Below are 21,732 nucleotides of genomic sequence, written 5' to 3' on the forward strand. Positions count from 1 at the left end.
AGGGTTGCGTTGCAGAGCACGCTGCGGCCCCAGCGTCGCGCAACAATGCGCAGTTGGGGTAATGGGTCCTGGCTTTCGCCAGGACGACGCTGGCGATGACTCGATTCAAGATTTCAAACAGTGCGGTGTCATCACCCGCGAAAGCCGAAAGCGGGTGATCCAGTATTCCAGAGGCAGCAGTGCTTGAGCAGAGAGGCCGCGGCGTACTGGATCGCCCGGTCGAGTCGGGCGATGACAGCTGCGGATGGGGACGGCAATCGGTGAGGGACGTACCGGCGAAAGGGTTCCCTCTCCCCTTGCGGGAGAGGGTTAGGGAGAGGGGTGCCACACGACGTGCTCTCTCCGTATCTGTCAAAGTGACGAGCCAACAAGTTGCGAGTGCGATGCACTCATAGATCATCGTGCCCGGGGCCACCCCTCTCCCCACCCTCTCGCACCCGCAAGTCGGGCCTGCCCGACTTGCGCAAACTTATGACGCGCAACCGGGGTAGACCCCGGTTGCGTGGGAGAGGGAGCCTGTGCAGCGTGCTCACCTTACTGTTCGCTCAGCAGGATGCGAAATCGTCCCCCTCCCCCGCTTGACCTGGCCCCTGCGGCCGCCTCCATAGAGGCGCGGTCAGACGACGCGAGGTGATTCGATGAATGCTCCTGCTGCCCGTTTCCTCAGCCCGTCCGAAGCTGCAAGGCAGCTCGGCATCTCGGCCAAAGCGCTGCGCCTCTACGAGGAGCGCGGCCTGATCGCGCCCGGCCGCACGCCGGCGGGATGGCGCGCCTATGGTCCGGTCGAGATGGCCCGCTGCGCCGAGATCGTCGAGTTGCGCGCGCTCGGCCTCAGCGTCGGCGAAGTGGCGCGGATCCTGAACGGCGACGCCGCCATCCTCGGCCGCGTGCTGGCCGCGCACGAGGCCACGCTCGAAACACGCATCCGCCAATGCGGCGACAGCATCGCCCGGGTGCGTCGGCTGCGCACCGACCTCGGCTGCGGCAAAATGCCCGCGACGCGCGACCTCATCGGTGCGGTCAGGGCGCGGCCGGCAATCGGCGTCGCATTCGACCTGCCATGGCCGTGGGGCGGCGAGCGCTTCGAGCTGCGCGATATCAAATCGCTGAACTACATCGTCGGCCCGCTCGGCAGCGGCAAGACGCGCCTCGCGCAGCGGCTCGCAGAAGCGCTGCCCGGCGCCAGCTTCGTCGGACTGGACCGTGCCGCCGACGGCGGTGCGGCCGTTCGCGCGCGGCTCGATGCCGACCCGGCGCACAAGGCGCGGGTCGAGGCGAGCCTTGTCGTCCTGCTGGCAGATGGCGCCGTGGACTCTGCCGCGCTCACCACCCTGCTCGCCGTTCTCGAGGCCGACGACGGCGCCATCCCAGTGATCGACATGCTCGAGCAAGGGCTCGATGCGGCCAGCCAGGAGGCGGTGATCGCGCATCTGCGCCGTCGTGGACCGGAGGCGCGGCCGCTGTTCTTCCTGACGCGCTCCAGCGCGATCCTGGATCTCGACGCCGTCGGCGACGATGAAGCGATCATCCTGTGCCCGGCCAATCACAGCCTGCCGATCTGCGTCCGGCCCATTCCCGGCGCGGCGGGCTATGAAGCGGTTGCGACCTGCCTCGCCTCGCCGGAGGTGCGCGCGCGCACCGAAGGCATGGTAGCGTGGCTGCCATCCTGACTTCTCGTATTGGTTGTATTATCATTACATGACAATGCACGACGCAGGTCAGATGCACTTCGGAAAAGTGTGCTATAAGCACACGCGATGACCGAGCTTCCCCGTACCCAGGCCTTGCGTTGCTTCATCACGGTTGCCCGTGAGGGCACTGTATCGCGCGCTGCAGCGATGCTGAAACTGACCCAGCCGGCGGTCAGCCTGCAACTCAAGGCGCTCGAGGAAAGCACCGGACTGCAGCTGTTCAACCGCACACCCAGCGGCTTCACGCTAACCGAGGCCGGCGCCGCGCTGCTGCCGCTGGCGCACCGGGCGGTGGCGGCGGCATCCGACTTCAAGGCGATGGCGGATTCGCTGAACGAGGCGCAGCGCGGCACGCTGCGCGTCGGCACCATCCTCGACCCGGAATTCACCCGGCTCGGACCGTTCGTGCGCAGCCTTGCGATGTCCTCGCAACGCACCGAGGTCTTCCTGCGCCATGGCGTCAGCGACGACGTGCTGGCGCAGATCGGCAGGGGCGAACTCGACGTCGGTTATTATGTCGACGCCACGCCGCAGGAGCAGCTCATCCATCACAGCTTCACTGAACGGACCATTGCCGACGGCCGCTACCAGCTGGCGCCGCTGCTCTGCTACGACTACCGCGTGATCGCGCCGATCGGCTGGCGGGACCGCGTCATCGGCAAGGGCTGGGCGGAGCTCGCCGAGCTGCCCTGGCTCGCAACACCGCCGCATTCCGGTCACCGGCGGCTGCTCGACGACATTTTCCGGCCGCTCGGCGCCTTGCCAAAGCGCGTCGGCTACACCGACCAGGAAGAGGCAATGATCGACTTCGTCGAATCCGGCCTCTGCCTCAGCCTCGCGCGCGACAGCGTGCTGGCGCCGCGGATGGCGCGCCCGCATCAGTTCGTGGTCGCCGACAAGGTGAAGCTGACCTGCGATCTCTCCTTCGTCAGCCTCGCCGCCCGCCGCCAGGAGCCGGTGATCGCCCACGCCTTCGCCAGCGTGCGCGCGGTGTGGAATATCAAGCCGGCGATCGCCGGTGCCGGACCGACGCGGACGCGGAAGGTCGCGAAGAACGTGTAGGCGTCGCAGCGCCGCGACCCAAACCGCACGACCTAGAGACAAACCGGAAAAAGCTTTCCCGTTACGGACGCGACCTTTCCATCTGCCGTCTGGTCGATCGTAATGAAGTATCGCTCGTTACAGGGTCCCGCATGGCGACTCCACAGAAGTTCGGCCGAGTTCGGTCGATCCGGCGGTGCCATCTGAAAGCCCGCTTCGATGGCTTGGGCAATCGCGCCTTTCGCATCGGAGCCGACCGGAAATGCCTTTTCTGCAAATTGAGAGAAGGCGCGCTTCAACTCGTCGTAAGAAACTCGGCCTTTTGGAAGGTCCTTCTCCATGAAGGCTGGATAAGCCTCATATCGCGTCAATTGGTAAGCAAATAAATATGTACCGGCACCGATCAAAACGACCACAGCGCCGAACAATGCGCCCAGAACAATCAGAACGCGCCTCAACGAAGCATCTCCCCTCCATCCCGTGATGCAGGCTAGCACACATCCAACTGCGTAAAATTGCCATTCGGTGCGAGTTCGCTGCGGTGTGACCACGCTCAGGATACAATCAGCAACGTGGCGACCGCTCATGGGTCGGGCAAGACCTAGGCGGCAACGACCAGCGGACGCGTCATGTCCGCCATCGCGGGCACCAGCGACGGCGCCTCGCAATCCTGCAGGGACAGTTCATCCATGAGCTCTCGCAGCCTCGGCGGCAGATCGGCGTAATCGCCGCGCAGCACATAGCGCAGTCTCTCGCCAATCTCGTCGCAGATGGCGCGCGCGTGCTCGGGCGCGATCGAATGAGGTTCACGCATCGGCATCGACTGCGTGGACGTGGACTGCTTGCAAAGGCCGCGAGCCGTTAGACGGCATTTCCGCGTACGCGGATCCCGCATGCGCACATGCGATCAAAGCCAGGATCCGAACGATGCTGAACATGGTTCGTACTCCCTTTTCCCGTCCATCAGTAGCAGGAGGTCGTTGCCGCCCGATTAGGGAAACTGGTTCTCACGGCCTTTAGGGAAGTGGTAAACGCGACGTTTCAGGACGGGTTTGCAACGCGGCAATTCCGGCGATCGATCCGGCGCCCCAATCGAGTGTCCCCAATCAGGGGGACAGACGCATCCGGCGGAATCGATATGATGCGCACCCGGACACCGGTCGGCTATCATCGTCCGCACATTGAACAAAAAGACCTTGCTGGGAGGATTTGCAATGAAGCTGGCTGTGGCCGGACTCTGGCTACTCGCGGGCGCGATGCTGGTTGCGCCGGATGCACGTGCCGACATCAAGGTCGGTGTCGTGGTGTCGGGATCCGGACCGGGCTCGGCGCTCGGCCAGCCGCAGATGCGCACCATCGCTGCGCTGCCGAAGGAGATCGGCGGCGAGAAGGTCACCTATATTGCGCTCGACGACGAGTCCGATCCGACCAAAGGCACGCAGAACGCCCGCCGCCTCGTGATCCAGGACGGCGTCGACATCCTGATCGGCTCCTCGCTCACCCCCGTGACCATGCCGATGCTCGACGTCGCCTTCGAGGCGAAGACGCCGATCATCTCGCTCGCCGCGGCGACCGCGATCGTGCAGCCGATGGACGAGCGCCGCCGCTGGGCATTCAAGGTGGTGCCCAACGACGATCTGATGGCGGCGGCGATCCTGAAATACATCGCGAAGTCCGGCATCAAGACGCTCGGCTATATCGGCGTCTCCGACGGCTACGGCGAAGGCTACTACAAGGAGGTGTCGCGGCTGGCCCCTCAGCTCGGGATTACCGTCACGACCCATGAGGTCTATGCGCGCTCGGACACCAGCGCGATGGGCCAGGCGCTGAAGGTGATCGCGACCAACCCGGACGCGGTGTTCATCGCCTCCGCCGGCACGCCGGCCGTGCTGCCGCAGGAAGCGCTGCGCAGCAGAGGTTATGCCGGCAAGATCTTCCAGACCCACGGCGTCGCGTCGGAGGAATTCATCAAGCTCGGCGGCGCTAATGTCGAGGGCGCTGTCTTCACCGGCGAGGCCTTCACCATCGCCGACGATCTGCCGGCGAGCGATCCGTTCCGCCAGGCGCGCGACGAGTTCGTATCGGCCTACGAGAAGGCCAACGGGCAAAAGCCGAACATCTTCGGCGCGCATCTGTGGGACGCGGTCACGCTGTTCAAGCGGGCGGCGGCGAACGCGCTGAAGACCGCAAAGCCCGGCACGCCGGAATTCCGCGCCGCGCTGCGCGACGAGCTGGAGCGCGGCAAGGACGTCTATCTGAACAACGGCCTTTCGACCATGAGCCCGACCGACCACAACGGCTATGACGAGCGCTCCGCGTTCCTGATCAAGGTCGAGGGCGGCAAATTCCGGCTGGTGAAGTAGCGGTTCGGCCGTCAGCTACTGCTGGAATGGCATCGGAGGTTCACCTCTCCCTTGGGAGAGGTCGATTTGCGCAGCAAATCGGGTGAGGGGTTGCGGTCTATCGAGAGACTAAGAGCCCTCACCCGGATTGCTTCGCAATCCGACCTCTCCCCGACGGGGAGAGGTGAATCGAAACCGCGGCAAGCCGACGCAACCAAATCAACCGCTTTAGTCGCCGCCCCATCGCCACCGCGGCGGCTCGCCCTTCCACCAGCACACGGCGGTGAGCAGGACGCCCAGCACGACGACACAGCCGATGAAGCGAGCCGGCGCGTGCGGGAGGGTGATCGCGGCGGCGACGACGACCAGCGCCACGAAGCCTACGAGAACCGCCCAGCCCTGCCAGTTGTTCGGAGGTCCCCAGCCCCAGCCGTAGCGCTTGGCGGGAAACCAGTATCTGTCGTCACGCGGCATGGGATTGCTCCAGCGTCGAAACCCCTTCGCCTCACGTCTTGCCCGATGCGCACACGCCCTTCAGCGCCTGCCATTCGGCGGCCGACAGCAGTGGCTTGCCGATCGTCAGAGTGTCGGCGTCCGCCCTGCCCATGCGTTCGAGACGGTCCTCGGTCAACGGATGGCTGGCGACGAGCGAGAGCCCCTTGCCGCCTTCCTTGCCGGTGACGCGGAACATCAGTTCGCCCATCGGCTTCGCCGGGCGGCCGAGCTTGTGCATGGTCTCGATCGCGAACGTATCGGCGTTGGTCTCGGCGTCGCGCGAATAGGACGAGGTCACCAGCGAGCGCGAGGCGAAGATCAGCGCGCCGGAGCCGGTGATGTCGCCGAACAACAGGCCGATCAGGAACGAGGTGCCGCCATTGTGGATCAGCTCGCGCATGCTGTCGCGCTGGCGGAGATGGCCGAGCTCATGGGCCAGGACGCCGGCGATCTCGTCGGGACTCTCGGCCTTCTCCAGCAGTCCCTCGAACAGATAGACCTTGCCGCCCGGCAGCGCGAAGGCGTTCGGCACCGGCGTTGCCAGCACGCCCGACTGCACCGAATTGTCGAGGCCAGCGGTTTCCCGCAGCTTGCCGACCAGCTTCTCGAAAGCCGCTTGTCCGGCCGCGTTGCTGCACGGCTTGCCGTCGAACACCACCTTGACCTGCGCTTCGGCGACATCGCCGAGGCGGCGCTCGAATGAGTCCGGCACCAGCGGCGTCAGCCGCTCGGCGGCGAGCGGCACGCCGAACAGCACCACCAGCACGATCGACACCGCGGCCGCGAGCGACCAGCCGACGATGCCGGCGACGCCCTTGCGGTTCGGCCGGTCCTGCTCGAGCCTGTCGCAGCGCGCGACCAGCGCGGCGATCAGTTGCGCGTCGCGGATCTCGAGCCGCGCCAACGGCGGCGCCGTCAGGCAGCTCAGCCGCAGCAGGCCGGACGGGCTGTCGGCACGGCGGATGTCGGCAAAGGCCCAGCGCGCAAGCAGTTCGCCGTCTTGCCTGATCTCCAGCGCATCGGACAGTCGGAGCGCGACGGCGCGGCGGCGGCTCGATGCGCCATCGAAGAACACCGCGCCCGGGACCGGCGACGCCGCGGAATTGGCCTGGTCGAGATCGGATTCCATGACGCTAGAATCCCGCGACGTCGAGGCCGTCGGCAAAACCTTCGCCGAGCGCATTGGCAAGATCGCCGCGCGCGGTGACGTTGGCGGCGGCGCCGATGTTGTGCACGATGGTCGTCGACAGCACCCGGACCCAGAGATCGCGCATCAGATAGACCCGCATCACGACGTTCATCGCGAGCGCAAGGGCGAGATAGCCGATGCCGAGCAGGACCATCAGCGGAATGCTCTTGGCGAACGCCTCGGTCTTGAAGAAGGTCTCGATCGAGGAGCCGTCGATGCTGGCCGCCAGGAAGATGCAGAGCACGAGATAGGCCAGGAACACGGTGCCGAGCAGCATTGCCCAGCCGATCACCTTCCAGTACAGGCCGATCAGCGCGCTGCGCGGCATGGTGGACTCCAGCCTGACCTCGCCGAAGCGGATGCCCGACAGCCACCAGCGCCACTCGATCGCCTTGAACGCGGCATAGGCGAACGGGCCGAAGATCGTCACCATCGCGAACGGCATCAACAGCCAGAGCCACCAGCCGCGCTTGAAGAATTCCCAGCCGCGGCCCTCGAACGAGCCTTGCAGATCGCCGTAATAGGAATGCTGCATCTTGTAGCGTTCGAGCGCGGCCTCGCGCCACGGCAGCGCAAAGCCAAACGTGATCACGACCAGGAAGCCCCACAGCGAGGCCTTCAGCGCATAGATCCAGCCCGAGCCGCTCATCCAGAAGCGGACGCCGCGCCACACCGTGCGGGTCAGCCGGTAGCGCCGCGCGCGGTAGATCGCGAACTGACCGAACACATAGAAGAAGGCGACCAGCGGAAACGAGGAGAAAGTCTGGCCGTGCTCGGCCTCGATGGCGAGCAGGGCGTAGCCGAGATAGACCGGCACCAGGATCGCGAGCGCGACCAGAAAGCCGATCAGGAGCTCCTTGCCGCGGCCGGTATATTCAGCCCCATCGCCGTCGATCAGGGTGTTCGACCAGAGGTGACGGCGGATGTCGGTGGTGAGCCAGAACCGGTAGAAGCCGACCGTGACGAGCTCGAGCCCGGCGCCGCGCGCGACCAGGCGGAAGAACTCCTTCCGGTTGCCTGAAAACGCCACCGGCATCGGCGGCGGAACCGGTTGCGGCGGCGGCTGCGGTGGCCCCGGCGGGGTCCAGCTCATGTCGTTCACGGAACAGCTCCAGGACAAGACAATCTCTGCGCACAAAAGCACAGGTTTGTCGCTGCGAGTGTGATCCAGGTTTCACACGGGGTCGAGAGCCGGGGGCGGTTTTTGGCCGGGCGCGGTTGGCTATGCCTTAACAGGGCTGCCGGAAACGGCGCGGTCTTTCCTGCCCCATTGCCGGTCGAGCGTGAGCTTCGAACCCGGGGAGGCAATCGCATGACTTACGAATCAGGCGATGAAGGAACGCGCCGCCGCACGCGAGGGAAGATGGCGATGAACAAGTGGATGTTGTCGGCATGGATGTTGGCGCTCACGGCAGCTCCCGCTGCGGCCGCCGATATACGCCTCGACTCCTACCGCAATCCGAAGAGCGAGAACTATCGCATCTTCAATTATATGTACCTGGATGGCGCAAGGGGCGGCATGATGGCTTCCAATGCCTGGCTCAAACGCCATGGCGGCCAGATGCTGTTCTGCATGCCCGGCGACCTCGCACTGACCACCGAGCAAACCGAAGCGATCATGCTCAAGTCAGCCGAGAAGCGGGCGGCGAAAGGCGATGTGGCGATCGCTTCGCTGCTGCTGTGGGGCATGCAGGACACCTACCCCTGCGAAAAACCCGACGGCGAAAAGCCCGCCGGCCAATAGCCGCCCCGCACCGATCGCACGACACCATCAGACCAAATCAAACGGCGTTTCAAACGGGCGTGATCACCGCCATGCCCCTCCGTCACCGCGAAAGGCCCGGATTCGGCCGCTTTGGCCGGCTACCAATGCGGCCAAATGCGCGCTGAGGCCCCTTGCGCAAACCGCGGAATGAGAATGTAATTCGGTAAAACATAGCGCGCCGGCGATGCCCCGGCTGCTGCAACGGTTGAGGAGCCGCTCATGCACGGGACCATCGATCTCGTCGATACCACCCATCTGGACGCCGCACGCGAACGCGCCAACACGCTTGCGCTGTCGGACTACGATCCCGGCCATCCCGAGCTGTTCAAGACCGATACCTTCTGGCCGTATTTCGACCGGCTGCGCCGCGAGGATCCGGTGCATTATTGCAAGGACTCGATGTTCGGTCCGTACTGGTCGATCACCCGCTACAACGACATCATGGACATCGAGACCAACCATTCGGTGTTCTCCTCGGCCGCCTCGCTCGGCGGCATCACCATCCGCGACGTGCCGCCGGATCTGCGCCGCGAGAGCTTCATCGCGATGGACCAGCCGCGCCACTCGGCGCAGCGCAAGACCGTGGCGCCGATGTTCACGCCGACGCATCTCGACGAGCTCGCCATCAACATCCGCAAGCGCTCGACCGAATGCCTCGACAATCTGCCGCGCGGCGAGGTGTTCGACTGGGTCGACAAGGTCTCGATCGAACTGACGACGCAGATGCTCGCGGTGCTGTTCGACTTCCCCTGGGAAGACCGCCGCAAGCTGACGCGCTGGTCCGACGTCGCGACCACCCTGCCCGGCGCCGGCGGCCTGGTCGCCACCGAGGACGAGCGGCAGGCCGAGTTGATGGAATGCGCCGGCTATTTCGCGCGGCTCTGGAAGGAGCGCTCCGGCCAGCCGCCGAAGAGCGATCTGCTCTCGATGATGGCGCACAGCGACGCCACGCGGAACATGGATCCGAAGAACTTCCTCGGCAATCTGATCCTGTTGATCGTCGGCGGCAACGACACCACGCGCAACACCCTGTCCGGCAGCATCTACGCACTCAGCAAGCATCCGGAGCAGTACCGCAAGCTCAAGGAAAATCCCGCGCTGATCGACAGTTTCGTGCCCGAGGTGATCCGCTGGCAGACCCCGCTCGCGCATATGCGGCGCACCGCGCTCGCCGACTTCGAATTCCGTGGCCGCCAGATCAAGAAGGGCGACAAGGTCGTGATGTGGTACGTCTCGGGCAACCGCGACGAGGAGGCGATCGAGAAGCCCTACGAGTTCCTGATTGATCGCGCCCGGCCGCGCACCCACATCTCGTTCGGCTTCGGCATCCACCGCTGCGTCGGCCTGCGCCTCGCCGAGCTGCAGCTCAAGATCATCTGGGAGGAGATCCTCAAGCGCTTCGACACCATCGAGGTGGTCGAGGAGCCGCAGCGGGTGTATTCCAGCTTCATCAAGGGCTACGAGACGCTGCCCGTGCGCATTGCCGCCTGACGCGTGACGAAATCAGCAAGTTGAGTTTGAACTGTGACCACGACGAGACTGTACTCCCTCTCCCGCTTGCGGGGGAGGGCTGGGGTGGGGGTGCCACCGCAGAAACAGTCTCTGAGTGGAGAAAGCCCCCACCCGCCGCGCTCTTCGAGCGCAGCGACCTCCCCCGCAAGCGGGAGAGGTAAGAACCGCCGCCGGAGCCAATGAAGATGAACGTCCAGACCGCCATCCGTGCCGACCGGGCCGAGCTGCTGCGCCAGGCGCGCGAGGAAGCCTATGCGACGCCATTGAAGGATTTCCATCCCGGCGCGCCGCGGCTATTCCAGAACGACACGCTGTGGCCGTGGTTCGAGCGGCTGCGCAAGGAAGAGCCGGTACATTACTGCACCAATGCGCCGATCGAGCCGTATTGGTCCGTGGTGAAGTACAATGACATCATGCATGTCGACACCAGCCACGGCATCTTCTCCTCGGATTCCACGCTCGGCGGCATCTCGATCCGCGACGTCCCGCCCGGCTACGACTATCCGAGCTTCATCGCGATGGACCAGCCGAAGCACGCTCACCAGCGCAAGACCGTGTCGCCGATGTTCACGCCCGATCATCTCGACGAGCTGGCGAAGCTGATCCGCCAGCGCTCGGCCAGCGTGCTCGACAATCTGCCGCGCAACGAGACCTTCAATTTCGTCGAGCGCGTCTCGATCGAATTGACCACCCAGATGCTGGCGACGCTGTTCGACTTCCCTTGGGAGGAGCGGCGCAAGCTGACGCGCTGGTCCGACGTCTCCACCGCGCTGCCGAAGAGCGGCATCGTCGACTCGCCGGAACAGCGCCGGCAGGAGATGGACGAGTGCTACGCCTATTTCTCGAAGCTCTGGAACGAGCGCGTCAACTCAGCCCCACGCAACGATCTGCTGTCGATGATGGCGCATAGCGATGCCACGCGGCACATGGATCCCGACAATCTGATGGGCAACATCATCCTGCTGATCGTCGGCGGCAACGACACCACCCGCAACACCATGAGCGGCTCGGTGCTGGCGCTGCACGAGCATCCGGACCAGTTCAGGAAGCTGAAGGAGAACCCCGAGCTGATCGACACCATGGTGCCGGAGGTGATCCGCTGGCAGACGCCGCTGGCGCATATGCGGCGCACCGCCCTCCAGGACACCGAGATCGGCGGCAAGACGATCAGGAAGGGCGACCGCGTCGTGATGTGGTACGTCTCCGGCAACCGTGACGACGAGGTGATCGACCGTCCCGACGAGTTCATCATCGATCGCGCCCGGCCGCGCATCCATCTGTCGTTCGGCTTCGGCATCCACCGCTGCGTCGGCATGCGGCTCGCCGAACTGCAGCTCAAGATCGTCTGGCAGGAGATGCTGAAGCGCTTCGACCGCATCGAGGTGGTCGGCGAGCCGAAGCGGGTCTATTCCAGCTTCGTCCGCGGCATCGAGAACCTGCCGGTTCGGATCCCGGGCTGAATAATCCTTGGCTGCAATTGCGATCGGCCCTATGTCTTGCCGCGTCTTGCAGCTTGGGCCGGTTGACGAACCATGAACCGAAAAGAACGGCGCGCGGCCGGTAAGCAGCGGGACGCGTCCGGAAAGAGCGCACCTGGCTTCGGCTCGGCGGGCGTCAGCATTGCCGACCTCACCGCCGAGGCCAGCCGCTTCTACGGGACGCGCCGCTTCAACGAAGCGCAAGAGATCTGCCGGGACATTCTTGCGCGCGAGCCTGCCCATGTGCAGAGCCTGAACCTGCTCGGCCTGATGGCGCAGGCATCCGGCGATCATCGGGCAGCCGTGAAAACCTTCGCGAAGGCAATCGCTGCGGACGAGGTGAACGCCGCCTGCCACTACAACGCCGGCAATTCATATCAGGCACTGGGCAATCGCGGCAAAGCCGCCGCGCATTTCAGCAAGGCGCTCGCGCTCGGCATGGACGCAAAGGCCGTCGGCTTCATCCTGCAAAGTCCGACCGTCACTCGCTATGTCGGGCGGATTGCCGGCAGGTGGCCGCTACCGGTGACGAACGCCGAATTGTTCGGCACCGAGAGCCTGGCCCCGCTTGCCGCCGACCTGTTCCTGCGCTGCGCGATGGAAGCGACGACGCTGGCGAGCATGCAGCTCGAAGTGCTGCTCGGACATGCACGGGCGGAGCTGCTGCGGCTCGCGAGCGAGCAGGTGCAGCATGAAGCCGACGATGATATCGTTGGCTTTGCATGCGCGCTCGCCCGGCAATGCTTCATCAACGAATATGCGCATGCACAGACCGAGGCGGAAGCCGAACGTGCGGATGCACTGCGCGAACGATTGCTGCAGGAGCTGGCATCCGGCGCCACGATCACGCCGCTCACGCTGGCTGTCGTCGCCGCTTACTTCCCGCTTCATGCCCTGCCGGCAGCGGACGCGCTGCTGCGCCGGGACTGGCCTGCGGCCACAACCGGCCTGTTGCGGGTGCAGCTTCGCGAACCGCGCGAAGAGATGGACGAGCGCCGCGCCATTGCGACGCTCACCCCGATCAAGAACGACGTATCGGTCGAGGTGATGCGCCAGTACGAGGAAAACCCCTATCCGCGCTGGACCGTGAACCCGCTGACGGCATTCGTCGCCGATCGGACGCGGGGAAAGACGGTCGCGACCGCGGAACAGCAGGCTGAGCAGGATATCCTGATCGCCGGTTGCGGCACCGGCTCGCACGCGATCCAGATCGCGCAGGTCTATCCGAATGCACGCCTGCTCGCGGTCGACATCAGCATGACCAGCCTCGCCTATGCGCGCCGCAAGACGCACGAGCTGGGCTTGCGCAACATCGAATACGCACAGGCGGACATCCTGGAATTGGGCGCGATCGGCCGCAGCTTCGAGAGCATCGAGTCGGTCGGCGTGCTGCACCATCTCGCCGAACCTTTTGCCGGCTGGCGCGTGCTGGTCTCGCTGCTGCGGCCCGGCGGCACGATGCGCATCGGGCTGTACAGCGAGCTGGCGCGCCGCGTCATTGTGGAAGCGCGCGCCCGCATCGCAGCGCGCAATTATCGCGCCACCGCCGACGACATCAGGCGGTGCCGGCGGGAGATATTCCGCGAGGCGGAGCAATGGAGACCGCTGATCGGCGCCAAGGACTTCTACAGCATGAGCGGCTGCCGCGACCTGCTGTTCAACGTCATGGAGCACCGCCTCACGATTCCGGAGATCGCGGCGTTCCTGAACGAGCATGGCCTGTCGTTCGGGGGGTTCGAGCCGTTCGACGATCCGGCGGTGCTGGAAAAATTCCGCAAGCAGTTTGCGGGCGCGGCCGACGAGACCAATCTGGAGCAATGGCACCGCTTCGAGATCGATCACCCCGAGACGTTCTGGGACATGTACGTCTTCACGGCGCACAAACGCGCGCACTGACGGCAATGTGCTAGTGGCCGTGCTGGCCCTTGTTGGTCGGCAGCGGGCAATTGGTGCAGACCCGGTCGTCGCACATCCGGCAGATCGTGAAGCGATCCATCTCGGAGGTATCCTGCCTTGCCAGCAGCTCGCGGATCAGCGTTGCGAGCTGCTTCCGTTCGGCCGATGACAGCACATCCAGCAGCGACGTGACGGCCGATATCCGCGATGCCAGCAGCTCGTTGCGGGACGCGGCGCCTGACGGCGTCAGGTGCAAGGCGACCTCGCGGCCGTCCTTGCCGGCCCGGCGCTCGACCAGCCGATCCGACACCAGGCGATCGACCAGCCGGACCGTTCCGGAATGCGACAGGCCGAGGATCCGCCTCAGCTTGTCGTTGGTCATGCCCTGGCCATAGCCGATCACGATCAGCGCCGCGGGCGTCTCGCCGCCGCGGCCGACGACCTCGCGCGCACCCTGCTCGATGCGATCCATGACGGCGAGCGACAGCGCGCCCAGCAGATTGGCGATTCCGTTTTCCATGCCGTCAACAATATGTGCGCTGCGCACAAAAAACAACTTGACCAGATATGTGCGCCGCGCACATATTTAGCCGGCAGAGCGACAACGATAAAAAATAGAGCGCAGCGATGACGACCCGAAGCACCGCATTGGCAAGGCCTGACGCCAGCAGCGAACCCGCCCTGAAATACGTGCAGGCCAACGGCGTGCGGTTTGGCTATCTCGAACAGGGCAGCGGACCGCTGGTCATGTTCATGCACGGCTTTCCCGACAACGCCTGGTCATATCGAAAGCAACTGCAGGCGTTCGCGGATGCCGGGTATCGCGCGGTCGCGCCGTTCCTGCGCGGCTATGCGCCGACCGAGATTCCGGCTGACGGCATCTTCGATCCGATCGCACTGGGCCAGGATCTCGAAGCGCTGATCGCCGCGCTGAGCGACGACGGACAGGCCTGCGTCGTCGGCATGGATTGGGGCGGCACATCGACCTTCCAGGCGCTGGCCACGGCGCCGTCGGCGATCAAGGCGGCGGTGGTCATGAACACCGCGCACCCGATCACAATCCCGAGCCTCAGAAGCGATCCCGATGCCGTTCGATCGGTCTTCCATGTCTATTTCTTTACGGTGCCCGGCGCTCACGCGGCGGTCAACATCGAGGGACTTCCCTTCGTCGACTACCTTTGGAAGCTGTGGTCGCCAACCCTGGAGAACGACGAGCATCTCCGCTCGGTCAAGGCGACGCTCAGCTCTCCCGGCACCATGAAGGCGGCGCTGAAATACTACAACGGCCTGGTCGATGCGGGAGTTGCGGGCCGGCTGCCGATCAACGACATGCATACGCCGACACTGACGATCTATGGCGGCAACGACCCGACAGCGCGCTATTCGATCAAGGAAGAGCCGCTGTTCAAGGGGCCACATCGGCGCGTCGTCCTGCCCGATGTCGGGCACTTCCCGCACCTCGAGCGTGAGGCCGAGGTCACCAGTCTGATCATGGACTGGTTCACGACCCACGCCGCCGCCTGAGCAGGCGCGCCGCAATCAGCGGCTACGCCAACCAAAACGTTTTTCGCATTTGAAGAGGAGTGCTCGCAATGGACGCTACGACACAGCAACACCACGCCGAAACGTTTCGCAGTCTGCACAAACAGGGCGATCCGCTCGTCCTGTTCAACGCCTGGGACGTCGCCACCGCCAAGGCCATCGCGAAGAGTTCGCCTGCGGTGGCGACGAGCAGCGGCGCGGTCGCATCCGCGCTCGGCTATGCCGACGGAGAAAACGCCCCGCTCGACATGGTGGAAGGTCTGGTCGCGCGGATGACCGCTTCGGTGCCAGTTCCGGTATCGATCGATCTGGAGGCAGGATATGGCGACACGCCGGACGCTGCCGCGCATTCAGCGGCGAGGATCCTGAAGGCCGGCGCGATCGGCATCAATCTCGAGGACGGACTTGTCGGCGGAAAACGGCAACTCGTCGATCCCGCGCAGCATGCCGCGAAGATCACGGCCATGCGGAGTGCCGCGCAAAAACTCGGAATTGATCTCTTCATCAATGCGCGAACGGAACCGTTTCTGCTGAAGTTCGGCTCGCCGGAGCAATGCCTGGATGAGGCGGCACGGCGCGCGCAGATCTATGCCGATGCCGGCGCCGACGGAATTTTCGTGCCTGGGCTGACCGACCTCGCGCTGATCGAGAAGTTCGTGCAACTGACGCCGCTCCCGGTCAACATCATGGTGACGCAGGGGGTGCCCGAAATCGGCGATCTCGCCCGCGTCGGTGTGCGCAGGATCAGCCTCGGGCCCTGGCCGATGATGGCGGCGATGCGCGTGATCGGACAGGCCGCCGCAACGGTCGCTGCCAGCAAGCAATACGGCACGTTTCTGCGGCCTGAGATTTGACCGCGACGGCACCATTCTGATCTCGCAACGCCGGGATATACAATTCCGGCATAGCTGCGCGAAAAAGATGCGACGGGAGCCAAATCTCTTCCTGCGCTAAGCCCTTCGGTATGAGGACGCGCCACTGCGCGTCCCGTACCGAGGCCATCATGGACCAGATTGCCGTACACCAGGACAGCGCGACCAGCACCGACTGGCCGGTTGCGATCTACCGCACGCTGAAGAGTTTCGGCGTGGCGCAGGTGTCCTACGTTCCCGATGCCGGTCATTCCAAGCTGATCAAGCTGTCGCATGCCGATGCCGGCATTAAGACCACGGTTCTGACCACCGAGGAGGAAGGCGTGGCGATGGCCGCCGGCGCCTGGCTCGGCGGCGACCGCGCGGTGCTGTTGATGCAATCGAGCGGCGTCGGCAATTGCGTCAACATGCTGTCGCTGATGGCGAGCTGCCGCTTTCCGCTGCTGACCTTGGTGACGATGCGCGGCGAATGGGCCGAATTCAATCCCTGGCAGATCCCGATGGGCCGGGCGACGCCGCAGGCGTTCGAGATCATGGGCACGACGGTGCTGCGCCTCGAGAACCCCGACGACGCCGAGGAAGTGATCTCGGCCGCCGCCTCGCTCGCCTATGACGGCGACCAGCAGGTCGCGGTCTTGATCTCGCAGCGGATGATCGGCCGCAAGAAGTGGACCAAGGAGACGCACTGATGTCAGCAACCGGCACTCTCGATCGCCGCGCCGCCGTGAAGGCATTGCTTGCCGACCGCGGCGACCTGCTCGTGATCTCCGGGCTCGGCTCTTCCTCTTACGACGTGTTCGATGCCGGTGAGCATCCCGGCAATTTCTATCTCTGGGGCGCGATGGGCGGCGCGGCGATGGTCGGGCTCGGCCTTGCGCTGGCGCAGCCGAAACGGCCGGTGCTGGTCGTCACCGGCGACGGCGAGCAGCTGATGGGCATCGGCAGCCTTCTGACGGTCGCAACCAAGCAGCCCGGCAATCTCTCGATCGCAGTGCTCGACAACGGCCATTTCGGCGAGACCGGCATGCAGCCCAGTCACTCCGGCCTCGGCGCAAAGCTCGAAGTGATCGCGAGCGGCGCGGGCATCGGCAATGTCTCCGATATCGCCGACATGGCCGGCATCGAGAATTTCCGTGCCGGCCTGCGCGATCTCGGCGGCGGCCCACGGCTCGCGCGCATTCGGATCGCCGCCGGCGAAGTGGAGCGCGCGCTGCCGCCACGTGACGGCACCTACCTCAAGAATCGCTTCCGCGGCCATCTCGGCTTCAAGGTCAGCTGAAAGCGGACAATGTATCCACCGTCATTGCGAGGAGCGATAGCGACGAAGCAATCCATCTCTCCGCGCGTGTGGACGAATGGATTGCTTCGCGGAGTCTGTCATCCGGCGGCGCTACGCGCCGACCGGGTGGCTCGCAATGACGGAAATGAGTGCAACCGCGCTCAGGCGAGCTGGATATCCCAGAGCCCCTCGGCGCGGCAGGCGGCGACCTCGTCGCGCAGCAATCTTGCGATCAGCGTGATGGCGTTGGAGCCGGGATGCTCGACCGGCGAAGCCAGCGTCAGTTCGCGCCGCGGCGCGGGACGTGCGATCGGCGCGGTCTCCAGCCGGCCCTCCGCGACCTCGCCGCGCACCGAGGACGGCGGCAGCATGGTGTATCCGAGCCCCTCCTCGACCAAACTCGTCAGCACCCGAAACGAATCCGCCTCGAGCTTGACGTCGAGCGTGACCTTCTTCTTCGCCGCCGCATGCTCGATCATGGCGCGGAGCCCGTGCGAATGACTGGGCAGCACCAGGCGCTGCCGCAGCAGCCAGCCGATATCGACCTGCTTCTTCTGCTTCAGCCCGCTGCCACGCGGGCCGACCGCGACGATCGAGTCGCGGCCGAGGCTCTGCACCGCCAGATGCAGGTCGACCGACGGGCCGTAGATCACCGCAAGGTCCATCTCACCGCGATGCAGCCATTCGATCAGATGGCCGCTGTAGCTTTCGACGATGCAGAGCGAGATACCGGGATAACGTTCCACCGTGCGCCGCGCCAGCCGCGCCGAGATCACGCAGCTCACCGTCGGCACCAGCCCGAGCACGACGCGCCCGGACGGCGCGCCACCGGCGGACTGGATGTCGTCGCGGATCTGGTCGATCTGCCGCACGATACCGCCGGTGCGCGCCAGCAGCAGCCGGCCGGCATCGGTCAGCACCATGCCGCGGCCGTTGCGCGTGAACAATTCGGTGCGCAGCTCGTGCTCCAACAGCTTGATCTGCCGGCTCAGCGCCGGCTGCGCGACCCGCAAGGTGTCGGATGCCTTGCTCAGACTCCCGAGTTCCGCGACGCACGCAAAGGTCCTAAGCTGGCGGAAATCCATACTTGCCAATCCTGGAAGGCAGGTTCATACGCTATAACAAAACAGCATAGGGAGTTTACCAGGGCCCCACAACAGCGGGCGTTTGACCTGCAATCTTGTTTTGACGCGTTTTCTTCACGCGAACCGATCCCCACTCCGCTCGAAAACGCTCTGGTGCAACCTCGCGACAAGAAGAACCAATGACCACACACGATCAGCACACCGACGACCACTCAGACATCCGCGACGCCGTCGCAAAACTCTGCGCGCAGTTTCCCGGCGAATACTGGCGCAAGCTCGATCGCCAGATGGCCTATCCGAAGGAGTTCGTCGATGCGCTGACGGAGGCCGGCTATCTCTCGGTGCTGATCCCCGAGGAGTATGGCGGCGCCGGCCTGAAGCTTTCGGCAGCGGCGGCGATCCTGGAAGAGATCCAGCGCGCCGGCTGCAATGGCGGCGGCTGCCACGCCCAGATGTACACGATGGGCACCGTGCTGCGGCACGGCAACGACGCGCAGAAGGCGAAGTATCTGCCGAAGGTCGCGACCGGCGAGCTGCGGCTGCAGGCGTTCGGCGTCACCGAGCCGACCAGCGGTACCGATACCTCGTCGCTGAAGACCTTCGCCCGCCGCGAGGGCGACCATTACGTCGTCAACGGCCAGAAGATCTGGACCAGCCGCGCCGAATATTCCGACCTGATGATCCTGCTGGCGCGCACCACGCCGAAGGAGCAGTCCAAGAAGCGCACCGACGGGCTCTCGGTGTTCATCGTCGACATGCGCGAGGTGAAGGGCAAGGGGCTGGAGATCCGCCCGATCCGCACCATGATGAACCATGCCACGACCGAAGTGTTCTTCACCGACATGAAGGTGCCGGCGGAGAATCTGATCGGCGAGGAGGGCAAGGGTTTCCGCTACATCCTCTCGGGCATGAATGCCGAGCGCATCCTGATCGCGGCCGAATGCGTCGGCGATGCCAAATGGTTCATCGCCAAGGCGACCAACTACGCCAAGGAGCGCAGCGTGTTCGGCCGGCCGATCGGCCAGAACCAGGGCATCCAGTTCCCGATTGCCAAAGCCTACGCCTCGATGCGCGCGGCCGAGCTGATGGTCAAGGAAGCCACCCGCAAATATGAGGCCGGGCTCGACTGCGGCGCCGAGGCCAACATGGCCAAGATGCTGGCGGCGGATGCCTCCTGGGAAGCGGCCAACGCCTGCGTGCAGACCCATGGCGGCTTCGGCTTCGCCGAGGAATACGACGTCGAGCGCAAGTTCCGCGAGACCCGGCTCTACCAGGTGGCGCCGATCTCGACCAATCTGATCCTCTCCTTCGTCGCCGAGCACGTGCTCGGCATGCCCCGCTCCTACTGAGTTCTCAGATCATGCTGCCGCTTGAGGGATTGACCGTCATCGCCGTCGAACAGGCGGTTGCCGCGCCGTTCTGCTCGTCACGCCTCGCCGATGCCGGCGCCCATGTCATCAAGATCGAGCGGCCCGAGGGCGATTTCGCCCGCGGCTACGACGCCGCGGCGAAGGGCCAGAGCAGCTATTTCGTCTGGCTCAACCGCGGCAAGGATTCCGCGGTGGTCGACCTCGCCACCAGGGAAGGCCGCGCAGAACTGGAGCGGCTGATCGCGAGCGCCGACGTGCTGTTGCAGAATTTGAAGCCCGGCTCGATGGACAAGCTCGGCTTCTCGCGCGAGCGGCTGCGCAAGGACTATCCGAAGCTGATCATGTGCACGATCACGGGCTATGGCGACACCGGCCCCTATGCTGATCGCAAGGCCTATGACCTGCTGATCCAGGCCGAGAGCGGCCTCGCCTCGATCACCGGCGGGCCCGAGGGCGCCTCGCGCGTCGGCATGTCGATCGTCGACGTCGCGACCGGCGCCACCGCGCACGCGTCCATTCTCGAGGCGCTGATCGGGCGCAGCCGCACCGGCGAGGGTGCCGACATCCGGATATCGATGTTCGACGTGATGGCCGACTGGCTCACCGTGCCGCTGCTCAATGCCGAGGACGGCAAGTCGCCCAAGCGCATCGGCCTCGCCCATCCCTCGATCGCGCCCTACGGCGTGTTCCGCTCCAAGGACGGCAAGGAGATCCTGATCTCGATCCAGAGCGAGCGCGAATGGAAGACGCTGTGCGCCAAGGTGCTGGGTCAGCCTGGCCTGCCCGACGATCCGCGCTTTGCCAACATGGTCGAGCGCGTGCGCAACCGCACCGTGACCGACCAGATCGTCAGCGACAGTTTTGGCAGGCTGACGCGCGAGGAATTACTGGCGAAGCTTGCCGAGGCCGACATCGCCTTTGCCGAGGTCAACAGCATGGACGATCTCGCCAGGCATCCGCATCTGCGCCGCATCGAGGTCGACACGCCGAACGGCAAGGTCAGCTATCCGGCGCCGGGCGCGATCGTGGTCGGCGAGGACAGGCACTACGGCAAGGTGCCGGCGATCGGCGAGCGCATCAAACGTTCCTAAGCTGTAATGAGATTGCCTCAAATACCAACGACGAATGAGCTGCGCCCCCTCTCCCGCTTGCGGGGGAGGGTTGGGGTGGGGGCTCTCTCCACGAATCCCACCGTGGAGAGACCCCCCACCCGGCGCTGCGCGCCGACCTCCCCCGCAAGCGGGAGAGGTGCACCGAGCCTGCCGGCAGGCTAACTAAGACACCTCTCACTTCGGGCAACACAGTCATGACCGACAAACTCGACCTCGATCATCTCCGCCAATGGATCGGCAAGACCACCGAGGCCTCCGACGTCGTCACCAAATATCTTGTCATGGGGCTGCGCGCGACGCTGTTCCAGGAGATCGGCGAGCCGAAGGCGGGCGATGCCGCGCCGTGGACCACGCATTGGTGCCTGGCGCAGCCGGTGTTTCCGATGTCGCAGCTCGGCCCCGACGGTCATCCGACCCGTGGCGGCTTCCTGCCCCCGGTGCCGTTGCCGCGCCGGATGTGGGCCGGCGGCGAGCTTGAATTCTTGGATAGCTTGCGCATCGGCGATGAAGCCAAGCGCACCTCCAGGATTGCCGACGTCACGGTGAAATCGGGCTCGACCGGCACGCTGTGCTTCGTCTCGGTCAACCATGAGATCACAACCTCGCGCGGGCTTGCCGTCCGCGAGCGGCAGGACATCGTCTATCGCGAGATGACGAGCACACCGACGGCAGCGCCGGCCAAGGCGCCGCCGCCCCCGGTCGCGCAGCATCGCGAGAGCCACGTCTCCGACCCGGTGCTGCTGTTTCGTTATTCGGCGCTGACCTTCAACGGCCACCGCATCCATTATGATCGCGACTACGTCACGAAGGTCGAGGGCTATCCGGGGTTGATCTTCCACGGCCCGCTGCAGGCCTCCTTCATCGTCGAGCTCGCCGCGAAACTCCGTGGCGGCAAACCGCCGAAGAAGCTCACCTACCGCGGCGTGCAGCCGCTGTTCGAGGGCAGCGAGTTCTCGGTCAACGCCAACGACAAGGACGGCGGCATGGAGTTGTGGACCGCGAACGCCGAGGGCCAGCCGACCATGAAGGGCACGGCGAGCTGGTAAGGGACGCACGCCGCTAT

At 65.0% G+C, this 21,732-nt stretch carries 22 protein-coding genes; 15 read left to right on the forward strand and 7 right to left on the reverse strand.

Annotation, left to right across the window (positions count from 1 at the left end; all coding sequences use genetic code 11):
• The 3 genes from QDT69_RS35060 to QDT69_RS35070 all read left to right on the forward strand — a co-directional run.
• The coding region (locus QDT69_RS35060; protein WP_279711035.1) for a hypothetical protein at window positions 1–187 on the forward strand (187 nt) is incomplete at its 5' end.
• Window positions 188–638: 451 nt separating this feature from the next.
• The gene (locus QDT69_RS35065) at window positions 639–1,670 is read left to right on the forward strand and encodes a MerR family transcriptional regulator (RefSeq protein ID WP_279711036.1); all 1,032 of its coding nucleotides are present in this window, start codon (window positions 639–641) and stop codon (window positions 1,668–1,670) included.
• An 87-nt stretch (window positions 1,671–1,757) separates the two neighbouring features.
• Window positions 1,758–2,753 carry a LysR family transcriptional regulator gene (locus QDT69_RS35070; protein ID WP_279711037.1) on the forward strand — a complete coding sequence of 332 codons (996 nt, stop codon included), beginning with the start codon at window positions 1,758–1,760 and terminating at the stop codon, window positions 2,751–2,753.
• Between the two features lie 32 nt (window positions 2,754–2,785).
• Here QDT69_RS35070 and QDT69_RS35075 read toward each other — a convergent pair whose 3' ends face one another.
• Both QDT69_RS35075 and QDT69_RS35080 read right to left on the reverse strand, forming a co-directional pair.
• Window positions 2,786–3,190 (reverse strand): hypothetical protein, encoded by a 405-nt coding sequence (locus tag QDT69_RS35075; protein WP_279711038.1) that lies wholly within the window; start codon window positions 3,188–3,190, stop codon window positions 2,786–2,788.
• A gap of 143 nt (window positions 3,191–3,333) precedes the next feature.
• Entirely contained in the window at window positions 3,334–3,546 is a 213-nt protein-coding gene (locus QDT69_RS35080; protein WP_279711039.1) for a hypothetical protein, read from the reverse strand.
• A gap of 400 nt (window positions 3,547–3,946) precedes the next feature.
• On the opposite strand from QDT69_RS35080, the gene QDT69_RS35085 reads away from it, so the two are divergent.
• Window positions 3,947–5,095: an ABC transporter substrate-binding protein gene (locus QDT69_RS35085; protein WP_279711040.1), complete on the forward strand. Its 1,149-nt coding sequence runs from the start codon at window positions 3,947–3,949 to the stop codon at window positions 5,093–5,095.
• 207 nt (window positions 5,096–5,302) lie between these two features.
• Here QDT69_RS35085 and QDT69_RS35090 read toward each other — a convergent pair whose 3' ends face one another.
• The 3 genes from QDT69_RS35090 to QDT69_RS35100 are packed head-to-tail and all read right to left on the reverse strand — an operon-like array spanning window position 5,303 to window position 7,851.
• Window positions 5,303–5,548 (reverse strand): hypothetical protein, encoded by a 246-nt coding sequence (locus tag QDT69_RS35090; RefSeq protein WP_279711041.1) that lies wholly within the window; start codon window positions 5,546–5,548, stop codon window positions 5,303–5,305.
• A 31-nt stretch (window positions 5,549–5,579) separates the two neighbouring features.
• Window positions 5,580–6,698, reverse strand: a complete 1,119-nt coding sequence (locus QDT69_RS35095; RefSeq protein WP_279711042.1) for a M48 family metallopeptidase — start codon at window positions 6,696–6,698, stop codon at window positions 5,580–5,582.
• Window positions 6,699–6,702: 4 nt separating this feature from the next.
• Window positions 6,703–7,851, reverse strand: a complete 1,149-nt coding sequence (locus QDT69_RS35100; RefSeq protein ID WP_279711094.1) for a DUF898 family protein — start codon at window positions 7,849–7,851, stop codon at window positions 6,703–6,705.
• Window positions 7,852–8,121: 270 nt separating this feature from the next.
• Here QDT69_RS35100 and QDT69_RS35105 point away from each other — a divergent pair, with 270 nt between their 5' ends.
• The 4 genes from QDT69_RS35105 (at window position 8,122) to QDT69_RS35120 (ending at window position 13,409) form a co-directional block, all read left to right on the forward strand.
• Window positions 8,122–8,502 (forward strand): hypothetical protein, encoded by a 381-nt coding sequence (locus QDT69_RS35105; RefSeq protein ID WP_279711043.1) that lies wholly within the window; start codon window positions 8,122–8,124, stop codon window positions 8,500–8,502.
• A 240-nt stretch (window positions 8,503–8,742) separates the two neighbouring features.
• Window positions 8,743–10,014 (forward strand): cytochrome P450, encoded by a 1,272-nt coding sequence (locus QDT69_RS35110; RefSeq protein ID WP_279711044.1) that lies wholly within the window; start codon window positions 8,743–8,745, stop codon window positions 10,012–10,014.
• A 206-nt stretch (window positions 10,015–10,220) separates the two neighbouring features.
• Window positions 10,221–11,495 carry a cytochrome P450 gene (locus tag QDT69_RS35115; RefSeq protein ID WP_279711045.1) on the forward strand — a complete coding sequence of 425 codons (1,275 nt, stop codon included), beginning with the start codon at window positions 10,221–10,223 and terminating at the stop codon, window positions 11,493–11,495.
• A gap of 72 nt (window positions 11,496–11,567) precedes the next feature.
• Window positions 11,568–13,409, forward strand: a complete 1,842-nt coding sequence (locus tag QDT69_RS35120; protein WP_279711046.1) for a class I SAM-dependent methyltransferase — start codon at window positions 11,568–11,570, stop codon at window positions 13,407–13,409.
• Window positions 13,410–13,419: 10 nt separating this feature from the next.
• Here the strand turns inward: QDT69_RS35120 and QDT69_RS35125 are convergent, their stop codons facing one another.
• A complete protein-coding gene (locus tag QDT69_RS35125) occupies window positions 13,420–13,929 on the reverse strand; it encodes a MarR family transcriptional regulator (RefSeq protein ID WP_279711047.1) in 510 nt (169 codons plus the stop codon).
• 107 nt (window positions 13,930–14,036) lie between these two features.
• Between QDT69_RS35125 and QDT69_RS35130 the strand changes: the two genes are divergently transcribed.
• The 4 genes from QDT69_RS35130 (at window position 14,037) to QDT69_RS35145 (ending at window position 17,102) form a co-directional block, all read left to right on the forward strand.
• Window positions 14,037–14,933, forward strand: coding sequence for an alpha/beta hydrolase (locus tag QDT69_RS35130; RefSeq protein WP_279711048.1), 897 nt, complete (start codon window positions 14,037–14,039; stop codon window positions 14,931–14,933).
• 68 nt (window positions 14,934–15,001) lie between these two features.
• Window positions 15,002–15,805, forward strand: coding sequence for an isocitrate lyase/phosphoenolpyruvate mutase family protein (locus QDT69_RS35135; RefSeq protein WP_279711049.1), 804 nt, complete (start codon window positions 15,002–15,004; stop codon window positions 15,803–15,805).
• Between the two features lie 149 nt (window positions 15,806–15,954).
• The gene (locus QDT69_RS35140) at window positions 15,955–16,512 is read left to right on the forward strand and encodes a thiamine pyrophosphate-binding protein (protein ID WP_279711050.1); all 558 of its coding nucleotides are present in this window, start codon (window positions 15,955–15,957) and stop codon (window positions 16,510–16,512) included.
• Window positions 16,512–17,102 carry a thiamine pyrophosphate-dependent enzyme gene (locus tag QDT69_RS35145; protein ID WP_279711051.1) on the forward strand — a complete coding sequence of 197 codons (591 nt, stop codon included), beginning with the start codon at window positions 16,512–16,514 and terminating at the stop codon, window positions 17,100–17,102. The genes QDT69_RS35140 and QDT69_RS35145 overlap by 1 nt, the downstream gene beginning before the upstream one ends.
• 161 nt (window positions 17,103–17,263) lie before the next feature.
• Here QDT69_RS35145 and QDT69_RS35150 read toward each other — a convergent pair whose 3' ends face one another.
• Complete coding sequence (locus QDT69_RS35150; protein WP_050423797.1) at window positions 17,264–18,187, reverse strand: LysR substrate-binding domain-containing protein; 924 nt, start codon at window positions 18,185–18,187, stop codon at window positions 17,264–17,266.
• 179 nt (window positions 18,188–18,366) lie between these two features.
• Between QDT69_RS35150 and QDT69_RS35155 the strand changes: the two genes are divergently transcribed.
• From QDT69_RS35155 to QDT69_RS35165, 3 genes are all read left to right on the forward strand, one after another.
• Window positions 18,367–19,536, forward strand: coding sequence for an acyl-CoA/acyl-ACP dehydrogenase (locus tag QDT69_RS35155; RefSeq protein ID WP_279711052.1), 1,170 nt, complete (start codon window positions 18,367–18,369; stop codon window positions 19,534–19,536).
• An 11-nt stretch (window positions 19,537–19,547) separates the two neighbouring features.
• The gene (locus QDT69_RS35160; protein WP_279711053.1) at window positions 19,548–20,648 is read left to right on the forward strand and encodes a CaiB/BaiF CoA-transferase family protein; all 1,101 of its coding nucleotides are present in this window, start codon (window positions 19,548–19,550) and stop codon (window positions 20,646–20,648) included.
• A gap of 215 nt (window positions 20,649–20,863) precedes the next feature.
• Complete coding sequence (locus tag QDT69_RS35165) at window positions 20,864–21,715, forward strand: MaoC family dehydratase N-terminal domain-containing protein (protein ID WP_279711054.1); 852 nt, start codon at window positions 20,864–20,866, stop codon at window positions 21,713–21,715.
• The last annotated feature ends 17 nt before the right edge of the window (window positions 21,716–21,732 follow it).

The organism is Bradyrhizobium sp. CER78 (assembly GCF_029846235.1).
Classification (GTDB): Bacteria; Pseudomonadota; Alphaproteobacteria; order Rhizobiales; family Xanthobacteraceae; genus Bradyrhizobium.

What these genes read in the sequence shown, in the direction of transcription:
- QDT69_RS35165 (WP_279711054.1), top strand. Translation starts at nt 20,864, where the DNA reads ATGACCGACAAACTCGACCTCGATCATCTCCGCCAATGGATCGGCAAG.
- QDT69_RS35120 (WP_279711046.1), top strand. Translation starts at nt 11,568, where the DNA reads ATGAACCGAAAAGAACGGCGCGCGGCCGGTAAGCAGCGGGACGCGTCC.
- QDT69_RS35070 (WP_279711037.1), top strand. Translation starts at nt 1,758, where the DNA reads ATGACCGAGCTTCCCCGTACCCAGGCCTTGCGTTGCTTCATCACGGTT.
- QDT69_RS35105 (WP_279711043.1), top strand. Translation starts at nt 8,122, where the DNA reads ATGGCGATGAACAAGTGGATGTTGTCGGCATGGATGTTGGCGCTCACG.
- QDT69_RS35100 (WP_279711094.1), bottom strand. Translation starts at nt 7,851, where the DNA reads ATGAGCTGGACCCCGCCGGGGCCACCGCAGCCGCCGCCGCAACCGGTT.
- QDT69_RS35090 (WP_279711041.1), bottom strand. Translation starts at nt 5,548, where the DNA reads ATGCCGCGTGACGACAGATACTGGTTTCCCGCCAAGCGCTACGGCTGG.
- QDT69_RS35095 (WP_279711042.1), bottom strand. Translation starts at nt 6,698, where the DNA reads ATGGAATCCGATCTCGACCAGGCCAATTCCGCGGCGTCGCCGGTCCCG.
- QDT69_RS35080 (WP_279711039.1), bottom strand. Translation starts at nt 3,546, where the DNA reads ATGCGTGAACCTCATTCGATCGCGCCCGAGCACGCGCGCGCCATCTGC.
- QDT69_RS35115 (WP_279711045.1), top strand. Translation starts at nt 10,221, where the DNA reads ATGAACGTCCAGACCGCCATCCGTGCCGACCGGGCCGAGCTGCTGCGC.
- QDT69_RS35155 (WP_279711052.1), top strand. Translation starts at nt 18,367, where the DNA reads ATGACCACACACGATCAGCACACCGACGACCACTCAGACATCCGCGAC.
- QDT69_RS35150 (WP_050423797.1), bottom strand. Translation starts at nt 18,187, where the DNA reads ATGGATTTCCGCCAGCTTAGGACCTTTGCGTGCGTCGCGGAACTCGGG.
- QDT69_RS35065 (WP_279711036.1), top strand. Translation starts at nt 639, where the DNA reads ATGAATGCTCCTGCTGCCCGTTTCCTCAGCCCGTCCGAAGCTGCAAGG.
- QDT69_RS35160 (WP_279711053.1), top strand. Translation starts at nt 19,548, where the DNA reads ATGCTGCCGCTTGAGGGATTGACCGTCATCGCCGTCGAACAGGCGGTT.
- QDT69_RS35130 (WP_279711048.1), top strand. Translation starts at nt 14,037, where the DNA reads ATGACGACCCGAAGCACCGCATTGGCAAGGCCTGACGCCAGCAGCGAA.
- QDT69_RS35110 (WP_279711044.1), top strand. Translation starts at nt 8,743, where the DNA reads ATGCACGGGACCATCGATCTCGTCGATACCACCCATCTGGACGCCGCA.
- QDT69_RS35145 (WP_279711051.1), top strand. Translation starts at nt 16,512, where the DNA reads ATGTCAGCAACCGGCACTCTCGATCGCCGCGCCGCCGTGAAGGCATTG.
- QDT69_RS35085 (WP_279711040.1), top strand. Translation starts at nt 3,947, where the DNA reads ATGAAGCTGGCTGTGGCCGGACTCTGGCTACTCGCGGGCGCGATGCTG.
- QDT69_RS35125 (WP_279711047.1), bottom strand. Translation starts at nt 13,929, where the DNA reads ATGGAAAACGGAATCGCCAATCTGCTGGGCGCGCTGTCGCTCGCCGTC.
- QDT69_RS35140 (WP_279711050.1), top strand. Translation starts at nt 15,955, where the DNA reads ATGGACCAGATTGCCGTACACCAGGACAGCGCGACCAGCACCGACTGG.
- QDT69_RS35135 (WP_279711049.1), top strand. Translation starts at nt 15,002, where the DNA reads ATGGACGCTACGACACAGCAACACCACGCCGAAACGTTTCGCAGTCTG.